At 52.7% G+C, this 24,306-nt stretch carries 23 protein-coding genes; 15 read left to right on the forward strand and 8 right to left on the reverse strand.

Features of this window, described 5'->3' with window-relative positions; translation table 11 throughout:
- The first annotated feature begins 307 nt into the window (after positions 1 to 307).
- Both LZ634_RS12320 and mdtD read left to right on the forward strand, forming a co-directional pair.
- A complete protein-coding gene (locus LZ634_RS12320) occupies positions 308 to 1,012 on the forward strand; it encodes a FadR/GntR family transcriptional regulator (protein WP_234505395.1) in 705 nt (234 codons plus the stop codon).
- A 10-nt stretch (positions 1,013 to 1,022) separates the two neighbouring features.
- Positions 1,023 to 2,414 (forward strand): multidrug transporter subunit MdtD, encoded by a 1,392-nt coding sequence (gene mdtD / locus LZ634_RS12325; protein WP_234505398.1) that lies wholly within the window; start codon positions 1,023 to 1,025, stop codon positions 2,412 to 2,414.
- A gap of 2 nt (positions 2,415 to 2,416) precedes the next feature.
- On the opposite strand, the gene rbsR is transcribed toward mdtD, so the two are convergent.
- The 7 genes from rbsR to kup form a co-directional block, all read right to left on the reverse strand.
- Positions 2,417 to 3,409 (reverse strand): ribose operon transcriptional repressor RbsR, encoded by a 993-nt coding sequence (rbsR, locus tag LZ634_RS12330; protein ID WP_234505401.1) that lies wholly within the window; start codon positions 3,407 to 3,409, stop codon positions 2,417 to 2,419.
- Between the two features lie 3 nt (positions 3,410 to 3,412).
- The gene (gene rbsK / locus LZ634_RS12335) at positions 3,413 to 4,342 is read right to left on the reverse strand and encodes a ribokinase (protein ID WP_234505404.1); all 930 of its coding nucleotides are present in this window, start codon (positions 4,340 to 4,342) and stop codon (positions 3,413 to 3,415) included.
- Positions 4,343 to 4,451: 109 nt separating this feature from the next.
- The gene (rbsB, locus tag LZ634_RS12340; RefSeq protein WP_062776615.1) at positions 4,452 to 5,342 is read right to left on the reverse strand and encodes a ribose ABC transporter substrate-binding protein RbsB; all 891 of its coding nucleotides are present in this window, start codon (positions 5,340 to 5,342) and stop codon (positions 4,452 to 4,454) included.
- A 27-nt stretch (positions 5,343 to 5,369) separates the two neighbouring features.
- Positions 5,370 to 6,335, reverse strand: a complete 966-nt coding sequence (gene rbsC / locus LZ634_RS12345) for a ribose ABC transporter permease (protein ID WP_052284556.1) — start codon at positions 6,333 to 6,335, stop codon at positions 5,370 to 5,372.
- Positions 6,336 to 6,340: 5 nt separating this feature from the next.
- On the reverse strand, positions 6,341 to 7,846 hold the full coding sequence (rbsA, locus tag LZ634_RS12350; RefSeq protein ID WP_234505408.1) for a ribose ABC transporter ATP-binding protein RbsA: 1,506 nt from the start codon (positions 7,844 to 7,846) through the stop codon (positions 6,341 to 6,343).
- A gap of 7 nt (positions 7,847 to 7,853) precedes the next feature.
- Positions 7,854 to 8,273, reverse strand: a complete 420-nt coding sequence (gene rbsD, locus LZ634_RS12355) for a D-ribose pyranase (protein ID WP_234505410.1) — start codon at positions 8,271 to 8,273, stop codon at positions 7,854 to 7,856.
- 172 nt (positions 8,274 to 8,445) lie between these two features.
- The gene (kup, locus tag LZ634_RS12360; protein WP_234505415.1) at positions 8,446 to 10,314 is read right to left on the reverse strand and encodes a low affinity potassium transporter Kup; all 1,869 of its coding nucleotides are present in this window, start codon (positions 10,312 to 10,314) and stop codon (positions 8,446 to 8,448) included.
- A gap of 218 nt (positions 10,315 to 10,532) precedes the next feature.
- Here kup and ravA point away from each other — a divergent pair, with 218 nt between their 5' ends.
- Positions 10,533 to 12,032, forward strand: coding sequence for an ATPase RavA (gene ravA, locus LZ634_RS12365; protein WP_234505417.1), 1,500 nt, complete (start codon positions 10,533 to 10,535; stop codon positions 12,030 to 12,032).
- Positions 12,026 to 13,477, forward strand: a complete 1,452-nt coding sequence (gene viaA, locus LZ634_RS12370) for an ATPase RavA stimulator ViaA (RefSeq protein ID WP_234505419.1) — start codon at positions 12,026 to 12,028, stop codon at positions 13,475 to 13,477. The genes ravA and viaA overlap by 7 nt, the downstream gene beginning before the upstream one ends.
- A gap of 7 nt (positions 13,478 to 13,484) precedes the next feature.
- Here viaA and asnA read toward each other — a convergent pair whose 3' ends face one another.
- Positions 13,485 to 14,477: an aspartate--ammonia ligase gene (gene asnA / locus LZ634_RS12375; protein ID WP_234505420.1), complete on the reverse strand. Its 993-nt coding sequence runs from the start codon at positions 14,475 to 14,477 to the stop codon at positions 13,485 to 13,487.
- Between the two features lie 151 nt (positions 14,478 to 14,628).
- Here asnA and asnC point away from each other — a divergent pair, with 151 nt between their 5' ends.
- From asnC to atpG, 11 genes are all read left to right on the forward strand, one after another.
- Entirely contained in the window at positions 14,629 to 15,087 is a 459-nt protein-coding gene (gene asnC, locus LZ634_RS12380; protein WP_052284563.1) for a transcriptional regulator AsnC, read from the forward strand.
- Between the two features lie 88 nt (positions 15,088 to 15,175).
- Positions 15,176 to 15,625, forward strand: coding sequence for an FMN-binding protein MioC (gene mioC / locus LZ634_RS12385; RefSeq protein ID WP_234505422.1), 450 nt, complete (start codon positions 15,176 to 15,178; stop codon positions 15,623 to 15,625).
- A gap of 373 nt (positions 15,626 to 15,998) precedes the next feature.
- Positions 15,999 to 17,888 carry a tRNA uridine-5-carboxymethylaminomethyl(34) synthesis enzyme MnmG gene (gene mnmG, locus LZ634_RS12390; protein WP_234505425.1) on the forward strand — a complete coding sequence of 630 codons (1,890 nt, stop codon included), beginning with the start codon at positions 15,999 to 16,001 and terminating at the stop codon, positions 17,886 to 17,888.
- Between the two features lie 112 nt (positions 17,889 to 18,000).
- Positions 18,001 to 18,624 (forward strand): 16S rRNA (guanine(527)-N(7))-methyltransferase RsmG, encoded by a 624-nt coding sequence (gene rsmG / locus LZ634_RS12395; RefSeq protein ID WP_234505428.1) that lies wholly within the window; start codon positions 18,001 to 18,003, stop codon positions 18,622 to 18,624.
- A 614-nt stretch (positions 18,625 to 19,238) separates the two neighbouring features.
- Positions 19,239 to 19,619 carry a F0F1 ATP synthase subunit I gene (gene atpI / locus LZ634_RS12400; RefSeq protein ID WP_052284567.1) on the forward strand — a complete coding sequence of 127 codons (381 nt, stop codon included), beginning with the start codon at positions 19,239 to 19,241 and terminating at the stop codon, positions 19,617 to 19,619.
- Positions 19,620 to 19,627: 8 nt separating this feature from the next.
- Entirely contained in the window at positions 19,628 to 20,443 is an 816-nt protein-coding gene (gene atpB / locus LZ634_RS12405) for a F0F1 ATP synthase subunit A (RefSeq protein WP_052284568.1), read from the forward strand.
- Between the two features lie 46 nt (positions 20,444 to 20,489).
- The gene (gene atpE / locus LZ634_RS12410; protein ID WP_000429386.1) at positions 20,490 to 20,729 is read left to right on the forward strand and encodes a F0F1 ATP synthase subunit C; all 240 of its coding nucleotides are present in this window, start codon (positions 20,490 to 20,492) and stop codon (positions 20,727 to 20,729) included.
- Positions 20,730 to 20,795: 66 nt separating this feature from the next.
- On the forward strand, positions 20,796 to 21,266 hold the full coding sequence (gene atpF, locus LZ634_RS12415; protein WP_052284569.1) for a F0F1 ATP synthase subunit B: 471 nt from the start codon (positions 20,796 to 20,798) through the stop codon (positions 21,264 to 21,266).
- A gap of 14 nt (positions 21,267 to 21,280) precedes the next feature.
- Entirely contained in the window at positions 21,281 to 21,814 is a 534-nt protein-coding gene (gene atpH / locus LZ634_RS12420) for a F0F1 ATP synthase subunit delta (RefSeq protein WP_234505431.1), read from the forward strand.
- Between the two features lie 12 nt (positions 21,815 to 21,826).
- On the forward strand, positions 21,827 to 23,368 hold the full coding sequence (atpA, locus tag LZ634_RS12425; RefSeq protein WP_035893616.1) for a F0F1 ATP synthase subunit alpha: 1,542 nt from the start codon (positions 21,827 to 21,829) through the stop codon (positions 23,366 to 23,368).
- Between the two features lie 50 nt (positions 23,369 to 23,418).
- Positions 23,419 to 24,282 carry a F0F1 ATP synthase subunit gamma gene (gene atpG / locus LZ634_RS12430; RefSeq protein ID WP_234505435.1) on the forward strand — a complete coding sequence of 288 codons (864 nt, stop codon included), beginning with the start codon at positions 23,419 to 23,421 and terminating at the stop codon, positions 24,280 to 24,282.
- The last annotated feature ends 24 nt before the right edge of the window (positions 24,283 to 24,306 follow it).

The raw sequence follows: 24,306 nt of genomic DNA on the forward strand, positions 1-24,306 counted from the left end.
CGAGGTGGCGTATATTACGCTTTCCTCTTTCAGAGTCAAGCGTTTAATTTCGCTTTTCTCTGTCGAAGTTCTCAGGAGAACCCCGCTGACCCGGCGGCTTGTTTGCCGTTGTTCCGTCTCAGTGGGGCCGCATTATAGGGAGTTAATTCTTCCTGACAAGGGGAAATTTAAAATATTTTATCGCTCGCTAACTTTTTCACCAGATTGTTTATGAATACGTCGTTAAAAGCCCGATTTGCTGTTTTTAACACCGATCCAGCACGTCAAATGGCATACTAAAGAAAGATAAATAATAGGAATGGCATTTATGTCTCTAAGCGCACAGCAACTGGCAGCTCAAAAAAACATCTCCTGGGTTCTGGCTGAGAAAATAGCTCAGAAGATATTAACCGGTGAATATCCGCCGGAAAGCATTCTCCCAGGCGAAATGGAGTTAGGTGAGATCTTCGGAGTCAGCCGAACCGCCGTTCGCGAGGCGGTGAAGACGCTCTCAGCAAAAGGCATGCTTCTTCCTCGCCCGCGCATCGGCACCCGGGTAATGCCGCAGGCATACTGGAACTTCCTCGATACGGAACTAATATCCTGGTGGCTCACCACCGATAACTTCCACTCCGTCATGAAGCACTTCCTGGTGCTGCGCCGCAGTCTGGAGCCACAGGCATGTATGCTGGCCGCAACGCTGGGGACCGCCGAGCAGAAAGCGCACCTGAACACCTTAATGGGCGAGATGGCCCAGCTGGAGAAAGAGTTCAACCGCGAACGCTGGATAGATGTCGACACATCCTGGCATGAGCATATCTATGAGATGAGCGCGAATCCGTTCCTGACCTCATTCGCGAAGCTCTTCCATTCCGTGTACCACATCTATTTCACTTCTATTACTGAAGATGAAGTCATTGAGCTGGCTAGTCACCAGGCCATTGTTGATGCTATTCAGGCAGGTGATGGTCCGCAGGCGCTTATTGCCTGTCAGGATTTATTGAATGCACCGCATATCCGCGCGGCCGTATAAAGGAAAGCGAATGACTGAAATGAAAGCGCGGAGCATGGCAGGCCTTCCCTGGATTGCCGCCATGGCCTTCTTTATGCAAGCGCTGGACGCCACCATTCTGAATACCGCGCTCCCCGCGATCGCCCATAGCCTCAACCGCTCCCCGTTAGCGATGCAGTCGGCCATTATCAGTTATACCCTCACCGTGGCGATGCTGATCCCGGTGAGCGGCTGGTTGGCCGACCGTTTCGGCACCCGGCGCATCTTTATGCTGGCCGTCAGCTTATTCACCTTAGGTTCGCTGGCCTGCGCGCTGTCTACCTCATTATCTGAGCTGGTTATCTTCCGTATCATTCAAGGGATCGGCGGTGCGATGATGATGCCCGTTGCCCGCCTGGCGTTACTGCGCGCCTATCCGCGTAGCGAACTTCTGCCGGTGCTTAACTTCGTGACGATGCCGGGGCTGATAGGGCCTATTCTGGGGCCAGTACTCGGTGGAGTCTTCGTCACCTGGGCCACCTGGCACTGGATTTTCCTGATCAACATCCCTATTGGCGTTGCTGGGTTACTGTATGCCCGCAAATATATGCCGAACTTCACTACGCCGCGTCGACGCTTCGATCTCTCCGGTTTTCTGCTGTTCGGATTTAGCCTGGTGCTGTTCTCTATTGGGATGGAACTGTTGGGCGAGCAGATTGTGGCAAGCTGGATTGCCTTGATGGTGGTGCTGTTCAGTCTTCTTCTATTACTGGCGTATATCCGCCACGCCCGCAAACACCCGTCGCCACTAATCTCGCTATCATTATTTAAAACCCGCACCTTTTCCGTCGGCATCGCTGGCAACCTGGCCACGCGTCTGGGTACCGGTTGCATACCGTTTCTGATGCCGCTGATGTTACAAGTGGGGTTTGGCTACCCGGCGTTGGTTGCCGGCTGCATAATGGCACCGACGGCCATTGGCTCGATTCTGGCGAAATCGACCGTGACGCAGGTGTTACGCCGATTAGGCTATCGAAAAACGCTGGTCAGCGTGACGCTGTTTATCGGAGTGATGATTGCGCAGTTCGCATTTCAGTCGCCGGCAATGCCGGTATGGTTATTGATTCTGCCGCTCTTCGTGCTGGGGATGGCGATGTCAACGCAGTTCACGTCGATGAATACCATCACGCTGGCTGACTTAACCGACGACAACGCCAGCGGCGGTAACAGCCTGCTGGCCGTGACGCAGCAATTGTCTATCAGCCTTGGGGTGGCAGTCAGCGCCGCGGTGCTGCGCTCATATCAAAGCCTTGAAGGGGCGAGCACTATCGATCAGTTCCACTATACCTTTATCACCATGGGCGTTATCACGGTGATATCGGCATTCATGTTTATGCTGCTAAAAGCCAAAGATGGGCGCAACCTGATTAAGGAAAAACACTAGCCTTAAACGGAACCGCGAACCACCAGCTCGGGCGTCAGCTGCATACGCTGCTGTTTTTGCCCGGGTTGGGCGATACGATGGATCAAGACATCAATCGCCAACTCACCCAGTTCATCTTTCGGTTGATGGATGGTGGTCAGCGGTGGCGTCATATAGCGCGCCAGCTCAATATCATCATAGCCGATCACCGCCATATCCTGTGGGATATGCAGCCCGGCCTGATAAAGCGACTGGTAAACACCCACCGCCATCGCATCATTCCCCACAAATACCGCATCCGGGCGCTCCGGGTGGGCTAATAATTGCTGCATAGCGTCGAAGCCGCCACCAAATTCAAAGTTACTGGTGATTTCATACCCTTCAGGGATTGGCAGCTGTGCGTTATGCATCGCTTCCCGATACCCTTCCAGACGCAGACGCGCGGGGGTTTTATCCAGCGGCCCGGCAATACAAGCAATGCGAGTGTAACCCCGCTCGATGAGATAGCGCGTGGCCATATCACCGCCGAGCAGTGAGTTATCCTGAATCAGGTCACTGTCACCGTCGAACGGCGCCCAGTCCATCATTACGGAAGGAATAGAAGGGTAACGTTGCATAATTTCCAGCGACGGCTGGTGCGTTTCGGTACACAGCAGCAGCAGCCCATCGACGCGCTTTTGCATCAACGTCTCAAGATTGCGGTTCATCCGCTGTTCATCACCTTCGGTATTACACAGTACCAGACTGTAGCCCCGCTCAAAGCAGCTCCGTTCAACGCCGCGCACCAGTTCAGAATAAAACGGGTTGGTACTGGCGGTGATAAGCATGCCGATGGTACGTGTCTGATTCAGTTTGAGGCTACGCGCCAAAGCAGAAGGCGCGTAGTTCAGCTCTTTAATCGCCGCATCAACTTTTCCGGTAATGGCATCGCTGACAAACCGGTCTTTATTAATGACGTGAGATACCGTTGAGGTGGAAACGCCCGCCAGGCGAGCAACATCCTTCATTGTGGCCAAGCATTACCCCTGTTGACGTAAAAATTCGTCGATCTCTTCACGCCACGGAACAGAAGGCTGCGCGCCTTTGCGTGTTACGGCGATAGCCGCCGCCGCGTGGGCGAAACGTAGCACATCTGCCAGAGGCGTATTTTCCAGCAGCGCCGTCATCAGCGCACCGTTAAAAGTGTCACCCGCAGCAATGGTATCAATGGCCTGAACTTTAAAGCCCGGCACGCGGCGACCTTCGCCTTTCACGCTGGCCCATACGCCACGGCTGCCGAGAGTAATAATCACTGTGTCGATCCCTTTGCCATGCAGAACCTGCGCGGCTTTCGCGGCATCGTCATCGTTTTCAACCCGCACACCGGTCAGCTTTTCCGCTTCGGTTTCGTTCGGGGTAATAATATCCACCAGCGACAGCAGCGCATCCGGCAGCTCGCGCGCCGGGGCTGGGTTCAATACCACGGTGGTTTGGTTCTGGTGAGCTATCTGCGCGGCCAGCAGTACGCTGTCCAGTGGGGATTCCAGCTGCATCAGCAGCGCATCAGCGTTAGCGATTCGCTCGCGCTGGGCTTCCACTAATGACGTTGATAATGCGGCATTGGCACCCGCATGGATCCCAATAACGTTTTCGCCTTCGCCGTTAACAAAGATCAGCGCGACGCCGGTCGATTCACCGGAGACGGCACTCACGGGCGCAACGTCAATACGGTCAACTTCCAGCTGCTTGCGAATACGCTCGCCAATATCGTCGTCGCCGGTACAGGCGATAAAAGCAATATCGGCGCCGCTGCGCCCGGCAGCAACCGCCTGGTTAGCACCTTTGCCGCCAAAAGCGACCTGATAATGGCTACCGGTGACGGTTTCGCCCGGCGTCGGGAAAGATTCAAGATTCAGAATATGATCGGCATTGATGCTGCCAAGGACGACGAGTTTGCCTGCGGTTTTCATTTTCAGAGTGTCCGGTAAGATGCGCCACCGGACAACCGGTGGCGCGTGCCCTGCTTTTCTTATTGATGTTGTCCATCAGGCTATAACAGCCTGAATCGCATTCGCGTTATTACTGCTTGATAACCAGCTTCAGGTCAACTGGATATTTTGCCTGTACCTTTTCGCCTTTCAGTACTTTATCAGCGGTTTCAACGCCTTTAGCACCAATCTGATCAGGCAGCTGGGCAATAGTTGCCGCCAGTTTGCCATCTTTTACCGCTTTCTCACCATCTGGTGTGCCGTCAAAACCCACCACCATCACATCGGATTTACCGGCAGTTTGCAGCGCACGCAGTGCGCCTAGCGCCATTTCGTCGTTCTGAGCGAATACCGCTTTCACGTCAGGATGCGCGGTCAGCAGGTTCTGCATAACGTTCAGACCTTTAGTACGGTCGAAATCTGCAGGCTGGCTAGCCAGGACATTGAATTTATGTGCAGCCACCGCCTGCTGGAAGCCTTCACCACGTTCACGCGCGGCGGATGTTCCGGCAATCCCCTGCAGTTCGATAACTTTTGCACCTTCGCCTTCTTTCTTAGCGATATAGTCACCGGCGATTTTACCGCCCAGGACGTTATCGGACGCGATATGGCTGACCACATCACCTTTAGAAGCCACGCGGTCAAGGGTGATAACCGGGATTTTCGCCTGGTTTGCCATCTTAATGGCGTTACCCACTGCATCAGAATCCGTTGGGTTGATCAGCAGGATTTTGGTGCCGCGAACCGTCAAATCCTGAACGTTAGCCAGCTCTTTCGCCGGGTTGTTCTGCGAATCCAGAACCACCAGGTTGTAACCCAGTTTGTCCGCTTCTTTCTGCGCGCCATCCTTCAGAGAAACAAAGAACGGGTTATTCAGGGTAGAGATAACCAGAGCAATGGTGTCTTTCGCCATCGCGTTCGCGCTGACGGTCGCGCTCAGCGCAACCGCGGAAACCAGGGTAGCCAGTTTTTTCATGTTCATATCTAAGATGTCCTGTAGTGTCGTTAGTTACTGCTTTTTGTTGTCCACCAGCACCGCCAGCAAAATCACGACTGCTTTAACGATCATCTGGTAATAAGAAGAAACACCTAACAAGTTCAAACCGTTGTTCAGAAAACCAAGGATCAGCGCACCGATAAGCGTGCCGACGATACGACCCTTACCGCCTGCCAGGCTGGTACCGCCCAACACCACCGCCGCGATAGCATCCAGCTCATAGCCGGTACCCGCTGTCGGCTGTGCCGAAGAGAGGCGAGCCACTTCAATAATGCCCGCCAATGCTGACAATAACCCGCACAAAGAGTAGACGATAATTTTGACTTTATTCACGCTGATACCGGAGAGGCGGGTTGCCGCTTCGTTACCGCCCAGCGCATAGATATAACGACCCAAACGGGTGTGATGCAGCATGTACCAGGCCGCGAGGAAAACAATCCCCATGATCCACACCGGCGTTGGAATCCCCAGCGGACGACCGATACCGAACCAGCCAAAGACATCAGCATTATCGGTAAAGCCCGTATTTACAGGGCTACCGTTGGTGTACACCATCGTTACGCCGCGCAGCAGCAGCATCATGACCAGAGTGGCGATAAACGCCTGAACGCGCCCTTTGGCAACAATCACGCCGGTAACGGCCCCGATTGCGGCACCTAATGCGAGTGCGGCAGCAACCGCCACCAGCGCATTGACTTCGATACCCACAATCGACGCGGCGACCGCGCCGGTCAACGCCAGCAACGAACCGACGGACAGGTCGATCCCGGACGTTAAAATGACCAGCGTCATCCCAACCGCCATGATCGCATTCACGGAGGTTTGCTGCAGGATGTTGAACAGGTTATTGACGGTAAAAAAGTTGGGGCTCATGGTCGACACAACCGCTATCAGCACCAGCAGGGCAATCAGCGATTTTTGCTCCAGCAGCCATGCTTTGGTGAAATAGCGGCGACCTGCCACAGACTGGGTTGTCATCTTTTTTACTCCTGGTTCACGCGGTTAAGCTTGCCCACTGCGGCAGCCATTAATACTTCCTGGGTGGCCTGCTCGCGTGAAAACTCACCGCCGAGATGCCCTTCATGCATCACAATAATGCGATCGCTCATCCCCAATACTTCTGGCATCTCAGAGGAGACCAGAATGATGCTCAGACCATCGGCCTTGAACTGGTTGATTAGCTGATAAATTTCTTTCTTCGCGCCCACATCGACGCCGCGCGTTGGCTCATCGAGGATCAGTACTTTTGGACGGGTCATCAAACCACGTGCGATGGCCACCTTCTGCTGGTTGCCGCCGGACAACAGGCCAATCGCCTGCTCCATCGATGGAGTTTTGACGTTGAACAGACGGATGAAGTCACTGACCGCCTGCTGCTCATCTTTATGCTTGAGGCTACCGCCTGCGCGACTGAAATAGCGCAGTGCGGTCAAAGACATGTTCTCTTTAACCGACATCCCAAGCACCAGCCCATCGCGCTTACGGTCTTCGGAAATGTAAACGATGCCGTTTGCCAGGCCATCCTGTGGGGAACGGGTGACGACTTCATGGCCATCGAGCGTCACGTAGCCGCTGGTGCGTGGCAGCGCGCCGTACAGTACTTTCATCAGTTCCGTACGCCCGGCGCCCATCAGCCCGGCAACGCCGAGAATTTCGCCTTTGCGCAAGGTGAAGGAGACGCTTTCGACGCCCGGCCCGCACAGCGCATCCACTTTCAGGCGAATATCACCCGGCTGTTTATCAAGCCGCGGATATTGATCTTCCAGTTTGCGCCCCACCATCATTTCGATCAGCCGATCTTCATCGAGGCTGGCCACTTCGCGTTCGGCAATAAACTGCCCGTCGCGGAAGACCGTCACATCGTCGCAAATCTCGAAAATCTCTTTCATACGGTGGGAGATATAGACAATGCCGCGCCCCTGCGATTTCAGCTCGCGGATGACGCGGAACAGGGATTCGGTTTCGGTATCGGTCAGCGCGTCGGTCGGTTCATCCATAATGATGACCTTTGACTCAAAGCTCAGCACCTTGGCGATTTCCACCATCTGCTGATCGCCAATCGACAGTTCGCCGACCAGACGGTCGCTCTTAAAGCGTAGATTCAGTTTCGCCAGCAGAACGTCGGCTTCGGCATACATCCTTTTCCAGTCGATTTTGCCAAAGCGGCCGACAAACTCACGGCCGAGAAAAATGTTCTCGGCGATCGTCAGCTGCGGGATCAGGTTCAGCTCCTGGTGGATGATGCCGATCCCGGCTTCCTGGGAGGATTTTGGGCCGGTGAAGGTCGTTTCTTTGCCCAGCCACGTTAATGAACCGGCGTCGCGGGCGTAGATCCCGGTCAGCACTTTCATCATCGTGGATTTGCCCGCGCCGTTTTCCCCCACCAGCGCCATCACGCGCCCGGAGTAGACATTTAACGCAGCACCGGAGAGCGCCTTCACGCCCGGGAACGATTTATCGATCCCTTTGAGTTGTAAGAGTGCGTCCATGATGGCCTCAGAAAGTGACGCCAGCACAGAGAATGATATTCGCATACGGGGAACATTCCCCGCTGCGAATCACCGCCTGACTGTCTGCGGTTTGTTGTTTGAACTGCTCATGCGAGACATAACGAACGTCAATGCAATTTCCCTGGTGTTGTTGCAGTTGCTCGATGTGTTTGAGCAACGTTTCGTGGAGCTGCGGATTATGTTGTTGAATTTCCGTCGCGAGAATGGCGGCCTCGACCTGCATCTCCTGAGTCACTACGCCCAACACCTGCATAAAGGTGGGAACGCCCTGGGTTAACGCCATATCGATGCGCGCGGTGCTGTGGGGAATAGGTAAACCCGCATCGCACACCACCAGCGTATCGGTATGACCCAGACGGGAGATAACCGCAGAGATTTCAGAGTTGAGTACCGTGCCTTTCTTCATTTGTTTTCTTGCTCCACTAGCGAAACGTTTCGCTGTCTTAAGTTTAGTCTCAAGTACGCGCAGAAAACCATCATCAGGTTATAGAAATGTGATCGCCATCGAAACGTTTCGCAAACCAAAATTAGCGATAAAAAAACGCCCTCCATCAGAATGAGGGAGGGCGTTGATTATTTTAGATTTCGACCTGGGTTCCCAGTTCGATAACCCGGTTAGGCGGGATTTCAAACTGATCCGGCGCGCGCAGCGCGTTGCGCTGGAGCAGCAGGTACAGCTTGCCGCGCAGGCGCAGATACCACGGACGTTTGCCGACAATCAGCGACTCGTGCGACATAAAGAACGACGTTTCCATCATCCGACAGCTTAAGCCTTCAAGACCGCAGCGGTGGAACACCTCTTCAACATTCGGCGTTTCACGCCAGCCATAGCTGGCAACCACGCGCCAGAAGGTTGGCGACAGTTGTTCTATCTGCACGCGACGAACGTTATGCACGTATGGCGCATCTTCGGTACGCAAGGTCAACAGAATCACGCGCTCATGCAGCACCTTGTTGTGCTTGAGGTTATGCAGCATGGCAAACGGGATAACGTTCAGCGCGCGCGACATATACACCGCGGTGCCCGGCACGCGTACCGGCGGCGATTTCTCCAGTGACGCAATCATCGCTTCCAGAGAGTTACCGTGTTCATGCATACGACGCAGCAGGCGGAAACGCTCGCTTTTCCAGGTGGTCATGATGGTGAACATCACCAGACCCAGCGTCAGCGGCAGCCAACCACCGGAGACAATTTTGTCGAGGTTTGCCGAGAACAACGGAATGTCGATGCACATAAAGCCCACCAGCAGCAGGCCAACCACAAGCTTGTTCCAGTGCCAGTTCTTACGCGCCACCGTGGTAAACAGAATGGTGGTTAACACCATGGTTCCGGTTACCGCAATACCGTACGCCGCCGCCAGGTTTGAGGAGTGCTCAAAGCTGATAATGACGATAACAACCGAGATATAGAGAAGCCAGTTAATGAATGGGATGTAAATCTGGCCCGACTCCATTTCCGAGGTATGAATAATACGCATCGGCGACAGATATCCGAGGCGAACCGCCTGGCGAGTCAGCGAGAAGACCCCGGAGATAACCGCCTGAGAGGCAATGACCGTCGCCAGTGCGGCGAGAATCAGCATCGGGATCAGCGCCCACTCTGGCGCCAGCAGGAAGAACGGGTTCTTAATCGCTTCCGGATGCTTGAGCAGCAGCGCCCCCTGACCGAAGTAGTTCAACACCAGTGACGGCAGAACCACCGAGAACCAGGCCAGGCGAATCGGTAATTTACCAAAGTGACCCATATCAGCATACAGCGCTTCCACACCGGTAATCGACAGCACCACCGCGCCTAGCGCGACGAACGAAACCGTTTTGTATTCAAGGAAGAAGTGAACCGCCCAGTAAGGGTTTAGCGCCTGCAAAACTTCAGGATTAGCGATAATGCTACGCGCGCCTAGTACAGCCAGCAGCAGGAACCAGATAAGCATGATTGGGGCGAACAGCTTGCCCACCATGCTGGTCCCGTGCTTCTGAATAGCAAACAGCAGCGTCAGAACGATAATCGAAATCGGGACCACCCAGGTTTCGAGATCAGGGGCTATGATTTCCAGGCCTTCAATCGCCGACATCACCGAGATCGCCGGGGTAATCACCACTTCACCATAGAAGAAACTACCGCCGATAAGCCCAAGGATCACCAGTAGCGATGTGGTGCGTGCAGACGTGTTGCGTCCCGCCAGCGACATCAGCGTAAGGATCCCACCTTCACCGGCATTATCTGCCCGCATGACGAAAGTAATGTATTTGAGCGATACGGTGAGAATCAGCAGCCAGAAAATGAGCGACAAGAAACCAAAAACGGCATCCCGTTCAACACCAAAACCAAACTGACCGGACAAGCATTCACGAAGCGTATAAAGAGGGCTGGTACCGATATCGCCGTATACCACGCCAATTGCAGCGAGTGTAATCGCTGATAAAGATTGTTTATTATCAGTGCTCATAGACTAGTCTTTCGTTTATAAAACAAATGTGTGCCTAGTCCCTTGGCCCACCAAAAGCGCACAGTATGCACGATTAACGTCAAAATCGTACCCCTTAATTGCGTCATCTTAACCTGCCTCAATAAATGGCGAGGTTCTTTCAGGCTATTCACCGCCAGACTTAAACGTCTATACTCAGCCAGTTAGCTGATTACTTGGCGAAAGGACGCAGGTTAATTATGGCCCAACCACATTTATTAGCAGAAAGAATTTCGCGTCTAAGCAGCGCGTTAGAAAAAGGGTTATTTGAGCGTAGCCATGCCATTCGTCTGTGCCTTCTGGCGGCGCTGAGCGGTGAAAGCGTCTTCTTGCTGGGACCGCCTGGAATCGCCAAAAGCCTGATTGCCCGCCGCCTGAAATTCGCCTTTCAGCACGCCCGAGCATTCGAATATCTGATGACTCGCTTTTCCACGCCGGAAGAGGTCTTTGGCCCGCTGTCTATTCAGGCCCTAAAGGATGAAGGTCGCTACGAGCGCCTGACCGCCGGTTATTTACCCGAAGCAGAAATCGTTTTCCTCGATGAAATCTGGAAAGCTGGTCCGGCCATCCTGAATACCCTGTTAACCGCCATCAACGAACGTCACTTCCGTAACGGCGCCAACGTTGACAAGATCCCGATGCGCCTGCTGGTCACGGCATCGAATGAGCTGCCAGAAGCCGAAAGCAGCCTTGAAGCATTATATGACCGCATGCTCATCCGCCTGTGGCTCGACAAAGTTCAGGATAAAGGCAATTTTCGCTCGATGCTGATTAGCCAACAGGACGAAAACGACAATCAGATCCCATCCAACCTACAGGTCACAGATGAAGAGTACTTCCAGTGGCAGAAAGATATCGGCAAAATCAAACTCCCCGATATGGTCTTTGAACTGATCTTCACGCTGCGTCAGCAACTGGATAATCTGCCCAATGCGCCTTACGTCTCCGACCGACGCTGGAAAAAGGCCGTCCGTTTGCTACAAGCATGTGCCTTTTTCAGCGGCCGGGATGCGGTAGCACCTATCGATCTGATCTTGCTTAAAGAGTGCCTATGGCATGACGCAGAAAGCCGGAATTTACTGCAACAACAGATAGATATTTTGATGACCGGGCACGCGTGGCAGCAGCAAGCCATGCTCAATAAACTGGGCGCAATCACCCAACAGCGTTTACAAATCCAGCAACAGCAAAGCGATAAAACGGCGCTTAAAGTCACTCGACTGGGCGGAATGTTCAGCCGCAAGCCACACTACGAGCTGCCGCCAGAGGTGCAGTCGCCAACGGTGACGCTGCTGTTACAAAAGCCGCTCAAGCTGCACGATATTGAAGTCATTCATATCACCTTCGAACGTCAGGCGCTGGAGAACTGGCTGGAGAAGGGGGGAGAAATCCGTGGAAAACTTAACGGTATCGGCTTTGCGCTGACGTTGAATATGGAAGTCGATGCGGCTCAGCACCTTGTGGTGCGTGACGTCAGTCTGCAAGGTTCCCGCCTGTCGCTACCGGGAAGCCATACACCAGAGAACATGCCGGGCGAAATTCGTCAGCAGCTCAGTGCCCTTGATGAAGAGTGGCATCAACAGCACAACCGCTTTAGCGAACAGCAAAAATGCCTGTTTATAAATGAAGAGTGGTTAGGGCGTATTGAAGCCAGCCTGCAGGACGTCGCCGTCCAGATCAAACAGGCGCAGCAATGCTGACCGTTGATACGCTCAACATGATGCTGGCGGTCAGCGAAGAGGGGATGATCGAAGAGATGATCATCGCTCTGCTGGCCTCACCACAGTTGGCGGTCTTCTTTGAAAAATTTCCCCGTTTGAAAAGCGCCATTACAGAGGATCTCCCTCGCTGGCGTGAAACCTTTAAAAACCGGCTGAAAGGCGCGCCCATCCCGCCGGAACTGGAAGAAGAGGTTATCTGCTATCAGCAGAGTCAGCTGCTATCGACGGCCCAATTCATCGTCCAGCTTCCGCAGATTCAGGCGTTGTTGAAACGAGTACAGTCACCCTTTGCTGCTCAGGCCCAGCAGCTTATAGCCAATAACGCGACCTTTACTCCTGCGCTGCATACGCTCTTTCTTCAACGCTGGCGCTTAAGTCTGGTGGTCCAGGTGACTTCACTGAACCAACAGCTTCTGGAAGAAGAACGCGAACAGCTGCTTAGCGAAGTGCAGGAACGGATGACCTTAAGCGGGCAACTGGAACCGGTGCTGGTGGATAACGACAGCGCTGGCGGCCGACTCTGGGACATGAGCGCCGGGCAGCTCAATCGCGGCGACTACCAATTAATCGTCAAATACGGCGAGTTTCTCAGCCAGCAGCCGGAACTGATGCGTCTGGCCGAACAGCTGGGGCGTTCTCGCGAGGCGAAGTCTGTACCGAAAAAAGATGCGCCGATGGAGACCTTCCGCACGCTGGTGCGCGAACCATCGACCGTGCCAGAACAGGTCGACGGAATTCAGCAAAGCGACGATATCCTGCGTCTGCTGCCGCCAGAACTGGCGACGCTGGGCATCACCGAGCTGGAATATGAGTTTTATCGGCGGCTGGTGGAAAAACAGTTGTTAACCTATCGCCTGCACGGCGACGCCTGGCATGAAAAAGTGACCGAGCGCCCGGTGGTACGCCAGGATGAAGACGAACAGCCGCGTGGGCCTTTTATTGTCTGCGTGGATACTTCCGGTTCAATGGGCGGCTTCAACGAACAGTGCGCCAAAGCATTCTGTCTGGCACTAATGCGTGTCGCGCTGGCTGACAATCGTCGCTGCTATATTATGTTGTTCTCAAGTGAAGTCGTGCGCTACGAGCTCACCAGCTCTCAAGGGCTGGAGCAGGCCATTCGCTTTTTAAGCCAGCGTTTTCGCGGCGGTACCGACATGGCGAGCTGTTTTCGCGCCATTATTGAACATCTGCAAAACCCGCAGTGGCAGGATGCCGACGCGGTGGTTATCTCAGATTTTATCGCCCAGCGACTGCCGGATGAAGTGGTAAAGAAGGTGGGAGATCTGCAGCATAAGTACCAACATCGTTTTCACGCCGTGGCGATGTCTGCACATGGTAAACCCGGGATCATGCGCATTTTCGATCATATCTGGCGCTTTGATACCGGGTTAAGAAGCCGCCTGCTGAGACGCTGGCAGCGTTAATCTTTGATTACAGTAGAGAAGAGACGCTCTCACGTACCTGTGCTGGCCACACACCGCATTGTACCTGGCCGATATGCGGAAGCTGCAGCAGCAGCATCGTCAGACGCGACTGGCCAATCCCACCGCCGATAGTCTGCGGCATTTCGCCGCCCAACAGCGCCTGGTGCCATTCCAGCTGCAAACGATCTTCGTCACCGGTCAGCTGAAGCTGATGTTTCAGCGCTTTGGCATCCACGCGAATCCCCATGGAAGAGAGCTCAAACGCGTCTTCCAGTACCGGGTTCCACACCAGGATATCGCCGTTGAGACCGGCAAAACCGCTGGTAGATTGAGTACTCCAGTCGTCATAGTCCGGCGCACGAACATCGTGACGCTGACCGTCGGATAATTTGCCGCCGATACCGATAAGGAAGACCGCGCCCAGCTCTTTGGCTATTGCACGTTCACGACCTTTTGCATCCAGTCCTGGATAACGGCTCAGCAGCGTTTCGCTGTGGACGAAGTGGATCTGTTCTGGCAGGAACGGTGTCAGACCAAATTCTTTGCTCACAGCGGCTTCAGTTTCTTTAATACCCGCCCAGATGGCTTTGACGGTGCTTTCCAGCGTACCGACGTGGCGTTCGTTATCACCCATTACACGCTCCCAGTCCCACTGGTCGACGTAAACGGAGTGAATGGCGGTCAGTCTATCTTCATCGGGGCGAAGGGCTTTCATGTGCGTGTAGAGCCCTTCGCCCGCGCTGAAGTCGTGTTGTCCCAGGGTTTGACGTTTCCACTTCGCCAGTGAATGAACCACTTCGAACTGGGCATCTGGCAGTGTTTTCACCTTCACCTGAACCGCCTTCTCGCAACCAGACAGGTTATCCTGCGTCCCATCCCCCACGCGGCTTAAGATCGGCGCCTGAACTTCTACGAGCCCTAGCTTCTCTTCCAGCTGACGGGAAAAATAGGATTTAACGAAACTAATCTGGCGTTGTTTTGCGATGTATGCGGTTTTCATTATTTTTACTCCTGCGTCCTGTTGCCATTGATTAAGCAACAAAATAGGTCACTAATACAATAATCAAACAATAAAAAGCCTCACTCACTTTTGATTCATCAAAATTTATAGCTAAAATAGAGTTAATCGTTAATCATCATAAGAAAAACCAATGGAAAATTATCAAATCGACAATCTGGATCGCGGCATCCTTGACGCCCTGATGGCCAACGCGCGTACCGCCTATGCCGAATTAGCAAAACAATTCGCCGTTAGCCCCGGCACCATTCACGTTCGCGTCGAGAAAATGAAGCAGGCAGGGATCATTACCGGTGCGCATGTTGACGTCAGCCCCAAGCAGCTAGGCTATGACGTAGGCTGCTTTATCGGCATTATTTTAAAGAGCGCCAAAGACTATCCTTCCGCGCTGGCACGACTGGAAAGCCTGGATGAAGTCACCGAGGCGTACTACACCACCGGCCACTACAGCATCTTTATTAAAGTCATGTGTAAATCTATCGATGCTCTTCAGCAGGTACTTATCAACAAGATCCAAACAATTGATGAAATTCAGTCCACCGAGACATTGATCGTCCTGCAGAACCCGATTATGCGTACCATAAAGCCATGATCGGCTTTTTTAATCCCACATTTTTCCACAGGTAGATCCCAGCTCGTTCACAGCGTACAATACGCCCTCTTTATATAGGTGGGCGATCATGGCAGATATCACTCTTATCAGCGGCAGTACTCTCGGCAGTGCGGAATATGTAGCAGAACACCTGGCTGAAAAACTGGAAGATGCCGGTTTTTCCAGCGAAATGCTGCACGGCCCGATGCTGGATGAGTTACCGAGCGAGGGGATCTGGCTGGTGGTCAGCTCAACGCATGGTGCAGGAGACATTCCTGATAACCTGCTGCCTTTATATGAAGCATTACGCGAGCAGAAACCGGATCTTTCCCTGGTGCGCTTTGGTGCTATCGGAATAGGTAGCCGTGAATACGACACCTTCTGTGGTGCTATCGACAAGCTGGATGAAGAATTGAAGGCTTGCGGCGCCAAACAGATTGGCGAAACACTTAAGATTAATGTGCTCGAACATGAGATTCCTGAAGATCCGGCCGAAATATGGGTGGGATCGTGGCATCTTTTGCTCAGAGATTTGTAAAGATCGCACTTTGTTCTGTGGATAACACTGGTTAAAAGCTTGGATCAACCGGTAGTTATCCAAAGAATAACTTCTGCCTGGTTTTTGACCTGTGTATAACCCTGCGTTTTGATCCCAGCTTATACTGGATAGGATCACCGATCATTCACAGCTAACGATCCTTCTTAAACGGTTGATCTTAAATTCCGGATCGGACTTATCCACAGAAGTTGGCGATCCTAATAAGAGATCACAATAGAACAGATCTCTAAATAAAAAGATCTTCTTTTTAATACCCAAGATCCGAACCCTTTCTCCATCGACTAAAGTTGAGTAGAATCCACGGCCCGGGCTTCAATCCATTTTCAAACCGCTTTACGCGAGGCAAACCACCATGTTTTATCAGGATCCTTTTGACGTCATCATCATTGGCGGGGGTCATGCAGGCACTGAGGCCGCGATGGCCGCAGCGCGAATGGGTCAGCAGACTCTGCTTTTGACACACAATATCGACACGCTGGGGCAGATGAGCTGCAACCCGGCGATTGGCGGCATTGGGAAAGGACACCTGGTAAAAGAAGTGGATGCTCTTGGCGGCCTGATGGCAACGGCTATCGACCATGCGGGTATTCAGTTTAGGATACTAAACGCCAGCAAAGGCCCGGCCGTTCGTGCCACCCGAGCTCAGGCGGATCGCGTGCTCTATCGCCAGGCGGTACGCACAGCGCTGGAGAACCAGCCGAATCTGATGATCTTCCAGCAGGCGGTCGAAGATCTGATTGTTGAGAACGATCGTGTGGTTGGCGCTGTAACCCAAATGGGGCTTAAATTCCGCGCCAAAGCGGTTGTTCTGACCGTCGGGACATTCCTTGACGGCAAAATCCACATTGGGCTGGATAACTACAGCGGTGGTCGTGCTGGCGATCCTCCGTCCATTTCGTTGTCCCGCCGTCTGCGTGAGCTGCCGCTGCGCGTCAGCCGTCTGAAAACCGGGACACCGCCGCGTATTGACGCACGGACCATCGATTTCAGCGTGCTGGGTCAGCAAAATAGCGACAATCCGCTGCCGGTTTTCTCATTCCTGGGCAAAGCATCTCAGCACCCACGGCAGATGCCGTGCTATGTCACGCACACCAATGAGAAAACTCATGAGGTGATCCGTAATAACCTCGATCGCAGCCCGATGTATGCCGGTGTGATCGAAGGGATCGGCCCACGCTACTGCCCGTCGATCGAAGACAAAGTAATGCGCTTTGCCGACAGGAATCAGCATCAGGTCTTCCTCGAGCCGGAAGGACTGACCTCTAACGAAATTTATCCGAACGGTATCTCCACCAGCCTGCCGTTCGATGTGCAAATGCAAATCGTCCGCTCCATGCAGGGGATGGAAAACGCCCGCATTGTTCGCCCAGGCTATGCCATCGAGTACGATTTCTTCGATCCGCGCGACCTGAAGCCAACGCTTGAGAGCAAATTTATCCAGGGCCTGTTCTTTGCGGGCCAGATTAACGGCACCACCGGCTACGAAGAAGCCGCCGCTCAGGGGATGCTGGCCGGTCTGAACGCCGCACGTCTGTCGGCCGAGAAAGAAGGCTGGGCTCCGCGTCGCGATCAGGCTTATCTGGGCGTACTGGTGGACGATCTCTGCACTCTGGGGACCAAAGAACCGTACCGTATGTTTACCTCTCGTGCGGAATATCGTTTGATGCTGCGCGAAGACAACGCCGATCTGCGTCTGACAGAAATCGGCCGCGAACTGGGTATGGTGGATGATGTCCGCTGGGCGCGTTTCAACGAGAAGCTGGAAAACATCGAGCGTGAGCGTCAGCGCCTGAAATCGACCTGGGTTAACCCATCGGCGGAGACTGCAGCCGAAGTGAATGCTCACCTGAGTGCGCCACTGACCCGTGAAGCTAGCGGGGAAGATCTGTTGCGTCGTCCGGAAATGACCTACGAGCAACTGACCACTCTGACCCCGTTCACTCCGGCGCTGGAAGATGCGCAGGCGGCAGAACAGGTTGAAATCCAGGTGAAATACGAAGGTTACATCGCTCGTCAGCAGGACGAGATTGAGAAACAGCAGCGCAATGAAAACACGCTGCTGCCAGCGACGCTGGACTATCGTCAGGTAAACGGTTTGTCTAACGAAGTGATCGCCAAACTCAACGATCACAAACCGGTTTCTATCGGCCAGGCATCGCGTATTTCCGGGATCACCCCTGCGGCTATCTCCATTCTGCTGGTGTGGCTGAAAAAACAGGGACTGCTGCGCCGTAGCGCGTGATAGCGCCGTTCACCCGGCACTTCGGTGGATGCTGATGCATCTGCCTTATTGATTCATTGGCCCGGTCAGCGTCATGCTACCGGGCAAGTTATTTTTAGACAGGGTAATCACCGTGCTCAACAAACTTTCTCGTCTGCTCGATGAAGCAGGAATTTCGCTCACCGATCACCAGAAAAATCAGCTTGTGGCGTATGTTGATATGCTGCACAAGTGGAACAAAGCGTACAACCTGACCTCCGTTCGCGATCCCAACGAAATGCTGGTTCGCCACATTCTCGATAGCATCGTGGTCGCGCCATCGCTGAAAGGTGAGCGCTTTATCGACGTCGGTACAGGCCCTGGGTTACCGGGTATTCCACTGTCTATCGTGCGTCCCGATGCCCATTTCACCCTGTTGGATAGCCTAGGTAAGCGCGTGCGTTTCCTGCGTCAGGTGCAGCATGAGCTCAAGCTTGAGAACATTACCCCGGTGCAAAGCCGCGTTGAAGAGTTCCTGGCAGAGCCTCCATTTGATGGCGTAATTAGCCGTGCTTTTGCCTCGATGACGGATATGGTGAACTGGTGCCATCATCTGCCTGGAGAAGACGGTCGCTTCTATGCCCTGAAAGGTGTGCTGCCAACAGACGAGATTGCGCAACTTCCCGCTCAGTTTAGCGTGGAGTCGGTTGTTGAGCTGAAGGTTCCTCATCTGGAAGGGGAGCGTCATTTGGTGATTATTAAGCCAAATAAAAGTTAATTTTTATCAAAAAAAGTGCATAAAAAGTGCGGTTTTTGGTGTTAACAAATGGGTGAAAAAAAAGGTCTGTGGCTTGCTATGTTTAACCCATACTTAACGTTGTTTTATCTTCTCAGTAACTCAGCTTTTTTTGTTAATGCTAAAAATAGTAAACATGGAAAATATCAGCCTGCTAAAAATCAGCTCTGACGTCATTCAGGCATGTTAATAATTTATTATAAATGTCAATGAATGGTTTTTGTTCTGTATCGGCGTGTTTTTAAAAGAGTGGGCAATTTTAGTCTTAGATATCAAAACGATGAGAACTCGTCTTTTGCTGCATTGATTCAAAGGCTTAGAGCTAAAATGTTTAATGTGTGATCTTGTGCACGCTTTATAATCACTGTTTTCGCTGCTTTTGCACTTTTGTACGATCGTTCACACTTTGTCGAAAAGTAGAAAAATAGCGCGAATGAAAAATATTTAAATATTTATTCACGTTTTGGCTACTTATTGTTTGAATTAACGGGGCGTCACCGTATAATTTGACCGCTTTTTGATGCTTGACTCTGAGCTTTAAAGAACGTTTTATACGACACGCGGCATACCTCAAAGGGAGCAGGAGTTAAAACGTGATGTCTATGTCGCTCGTGAGTCGAAACGTTGCTCGTAAGCTTCTGTTCATTCAGCTTCTGGCAGTAATAGCAAGTGGATTGCTGTTCAGCCTAAAAGACCCCTTCTGGGGCATCTCCGCCGCGTGTGGAGGCCTGGCAGTGTTACTGCCTAATATGTTGTTTATGATATTTGCCTGGCGTCATCAGGCGCATACACCCGCTAAAGGCCGAGTTGCCTGGACGTTCGCCTTCGGGGAAGCGTTCAAGGTGTTAGCGATGCTGGTGTTGCTGATAGTGGCGCTGGCGGTTTTGAAGGCGGTATTCTTGCCGCTGATCGTGACATGGATTTTGGTGCTAGTGGTTCAGATACTGGCACCCGCTGTAATTAACAACAAAGGGTAAAAGGCATCATGGCTTCTGAAAATATGACGCCGCAGGAATACATAGGTCATCACCTGAATAACCTTCAGCTTGATCTGCGTACTTTCTCGCTGGTAGATCCGCATAACCCCCCAGCCACCTTCTGGACGCTCAATATTGACTCCATGTTCTTCTCGGTGGTGCTGGGTCTGTTGTTCCTGCTTACGTTCCGTAGCGTTGCTAAAAGAGCGACCAGCGGCGTGCCAGGTAAATTTCAGACCGCGATTGAGCTGGTAATCGGCTTCGTTCATGGCAGTGTCAAAGACATGTACCATGGCAAGAGCAAGGTTATCGCACCGCTAGCCCTGACGATCTTTGTCTGGGTCTTCCTGATGAACCTGATGGACTTACTGCCTATCGACCTGCTGCCGTATATTGCTGAGCATATACTGGGCCTGCCGGCGCTGCGCGTGGTTCCATCTGCGGATGTAAACATTACCCTGTCTATGGCACTGGGCGTGTTTATCCTGATTCTGTTCTACAGCATCAAAATGAAAGGCATCGGTGGCTTCACGAAAGAGTTGACGCTGCAGCCGTTCAATCACTGGGCATTTATTCCTGTCAACTTAATCCTTGAAGGGGTAAGCCTGCTGTCCAAACCAGTATCTCTGGGTCTGCGACTGTTCGGCAACATGTATGCCGGTGAGCTGATTTTCATTCTGATTGCTGGTCTGTTGCCGTGGTGGTCACAGTGGATTCTGAATGTGCCATGGGCCATTTTCCACATCCTGATTATTACGCTGCAAGCCTTCATCTTCATGGTTCTGACGATCGTCTATCTGTCGATGGCGTCTGAAGAGCATTAATTTACCAACACTACTACGTTTTAACTGAAACAAACTGGAGACTGTCATGGAAAACCTGAATATGGATCTGCTGTACATGGCTGCCGCTGTGATGATGGGTCTGGCGGCAATCGGTGCTGCGATCGGTATCGGCATCCTCGGGGGCAAATTCCTGGAAGGCGCAGCGCGTCAACCGGATCTGATTCCTCTGCTGCGTACTCAGTTCTTTATCGTTATGGGTCTGGTGGATGCTATCCCTATGATCGCTGTAGGTCTGGGTCTGTACGTGATGTTCGCTGTCGCGTAGTAAGCGTTGCTTTGAATTAAGTAAGAGCAATATCAGAACGTTAACTAGATAAAGAGGCATTGTGCTGTGAATCTTAACGCAACAATCCTCGGCCAGGCCATCGCGTTTGTCCTCTTCGTTCTGTTCTGCATGAAATACGTATGGCCGCCATTAATGGCAGCCATCGAAAAACGTCAAAAAGAAATTGCTGACGGTCTTTCTTCTGCAGAACGAGCTAAAAAGGATTTGGACCTTGCACAGGCCAATGCGACCGACCAGCTGAAAAAAGCAAAAGCGGAAGCCCAGGTAATCATTGAGCAGGCGAATAAACGTCGCTCCCAGATTCTGGACGAAGTGAAAGCTGAAGCAGAACAGGAACGCACTAAAATCGTGGCACAGGCTCAGGCAGAAATCGACGCCGAGCGTAAACGTGCTCGCGAAGAACTGCGTAAGCAAGTTGCTATCCTGGCTGTTGCTGGCGCCGAGAAGATCATCGAACGTTCCGTGGATGAAGCTGCTAACAGCGACATCGTGGATAAACTTGTCGCTGAACTGTAAGGAGGGAGGGGCTGATGTCTGAATTTATTACGGTAGCTCGCCCCTACGCCAAAGCAGCTTTTGACTTTGCCGTCGAACACAAAAGCGTAGAGCGCTGGCAGGATATGCTGGCGTTTGCCGCCGAAGTGACGAAGAACGAACAAATGGCAGAGCTTCTGTCTGGCGCGATGGCGCCAGAAACGCTCGCTAAATCGTTTATCGCTGTCTGTGGTGAGCAACTGGACGAAAATGGTCAGAACCTGGTTAAGGTCATGGCTGAAAATGGTCGTCTTAAGGTGCTCCCGGATGTTCTCGAGCAGTTCATTCACCTGCGTGCTGCGAGTGAGGCTACCTCTGAGGTAGAAATCACTTCAGCCATCGCATTGAGTGAAGAACAGCTTGCGAAGATCGGCGCCGCGATGGAAAAGCGTCTGTCACGCAAAGTTAAGCTGAATTGCAAAATCGATAAGTCTGTAATGGCAGGTATTATCATCCGTGCGGGTGATATGGTCATTGATGGTAGCGTACGCGGCCGTCTTGATCGCCTTGCAGACGTCTTGCAGTCTTAAGGGGACTGGAGCATGCAACTGAATTCCACCGAAATCAGCGAACTGATCAAGCAGCGCATTGCTCAGTTCAGTGTTGTGAGTGAAGCTCACAACGAAGGTACTATTGTTTCTGTAAGTGACGGTGTTATCCGCATCCACGGCTTGGCCGATTGTATGCAGGGTGAAATGATTTCCCTGCCGGGTAACCGTTACGCTATCGCACTGAACCTGGAGCGCGACTCCGTAGGTGCAGTTGTGATGGGTCCGTACGCTGACCTTGCCGAAGGCATGACCGTTAAGTGTACTGGTCGTATCCTGGAAGTTCCGGTTGGCCGTGGCCTGCTGGGCCGTGTGGTTAACACCCTGGGTGCACCAATCGATGGTAAAGGCGCGCTGGACAACGACGGCTTCTCTGCCGTTGAAGCTATCGCACCAGGCGTAATCGAACGTCAATCCGTTGATCAGCCAGTGCAGACTGGTTATAAGTCCGTTGATGCCATGATCCCAATCGGTCGTGGTCAGCGTGAACTGATCATCGGCGACCGTCAGACCGGTAAAACCGCGCTGGCAATCGACGCCATCATCAACCAACGTGATTCCGGCATCAAGTGCGTATACGTGGCTATCGGCCAGAAAGCGTCCACCATTTCTAACGTGGTACGTAAACTGGAAGAACACGGCGCGCTGGCTAACACCATCGTTGTTGTGGCAACTGCGTCTGAATCCGCTGCACTGCAATACCTGGCGCCATACGCTGGTTGCGCAATGGGCGAATACTTCCGCGACCGCGGCGAAGATGCGCTGATCATTTATGATGACCTGTCCAAACAGGCCGTTGCTTACCGTCAGATTTCCCTGCTGCTCCGTCGTCCACCAGGACGTGAAGCATTCCCGGGCGACGTATTCTATCTGCACTCCCGTCTGCTGGAGCGTGCTGCGCGTGTTAACGCCGAATACGTTGAAGCCTTCACCAAAGGTGAAGTGAAAGGGAAAACCGGTTCTTTGACCGCTCTGCCGATTATCGAAACCCAAGCGGGTGACGTTTCTGCGTTCGTTCCGACCAACGTAATTTCCATTACCGATGGTCAGATCTTCCTGGAAACCAACCTGTTTAACGCCGGTATTCGTCCTGCGGTTAACCCGGGTATCTCCGTATCCCGTGTTGGTGGTGCAGCGCAGACCAAGATCATGAAAAAACTGTCCGGTGGTATCCGTACCGCTCTGGCACAGTATCGTGAACTGGCAGCGTTCTCCCAGTTTGCATCTGACCTTGATGATGCAACCCGTAAGCAGCTGGACCACGGTCAGAAAGTAACTGAACTGCTGAAACAGAAACAGTATGCGCCGATGTCTGTCGCGCAGCAGTCTCTGGTTCTGTTCGCAGCAGAACGTGGTTATCTGGCGGATGTTGAACTGGCGAAAATCGGTAGCTTCGAAGCCGCTCTGCTGGCTTACGTTGACCGTGATCACGCTCCGTTGATGCAAGAGATCAACCAGTCCGGTGGCTATAACGACGAAATCGAAGGCAAGCTGAAAGGCATCCTCGATTCCTTCAAAGCAACCCAGTCCTGGTAAAGTCTAGCGGCCTGTCTTAGGGCAGGCCGTAAGGCATTGAGGAGAAGCTCATGGCCGGCGCAAAAGAGATACGTAGTAAGATCGCAAGCGTCCAGAACACGCAAAAGATCACTAAAGCGATGGAGATGGTCGCCGCTTCCAAAATGCGTAAATCGCAGGATCGCATGGCGGCCAGCCGTCCTTATGCAGATACCATGCGCAAAGTGATTGGTCACCTTGCGAACGGTAATCTGGAATATAAGCACCCATACCTGGAAGAACGCGACGTTAAACGCGTGGGCTACCTGGTGGTGTCTACCGACCGTGGTCTGTGCGGTGGTTTGAACATTAACCTGTTCAAAAAACTGCTGGCGGAAATGAAGGCATGGTCCGAAAAAAGCGTTCAGTGCGATATCGCAATGATCGGCTCTAAAGGCGTGTCCTTCTTTAATTCCGTAGGTGGCAACATCGTCGCTCAGGTAACAGGTATGGGTGATAAACCTGCCCTGTCCGAACTGATCGGTCCGGTAAAAGTGATGTTGCAGGCCTACGATGAAGGTCGTCTGGACAAGCTTTATATTGTCAGCAACAAATTTATTAACACCATGTCTCAGACGCCAAACATTGTTCAACTGCTGCCGCTGCCGGCATCAGATGATAGTGAGTTGAAGCGTAAATCCTGGGATTACCTGTATGAGCCAGACCCGAAAGCGCTGCTGGATACCCTGCTGCGTCGTTATGTCGAGTCTCAGGTTTATCAGGGCGTGGTAGAAAACCTGGCCAGCGAGCAGGCCGCACGTATGGTGGCGATGAAAGCCGCGACCGACAATGGCGGCAGCCTGATTAAAGAGCTGCAGTTGGTATACAACAAAGCTCGTCAGGCCAGCATTACTCAGGAACTCACCGAGATCGTCGGTGGTGCATCCGCGGTATAACCAGGTTAATTCGTAGAGGATTCA

Source organism: Kluyvera intermedia (genome assembly GCF_021440345.1).
Taxonomy (GTDB): Bacteria; Pseudomonadota; Gammaproteobacteria; order Enterobacterales; family Enterobacteriaceae; genus Kluyvera; species Kluyvera intermedia_A.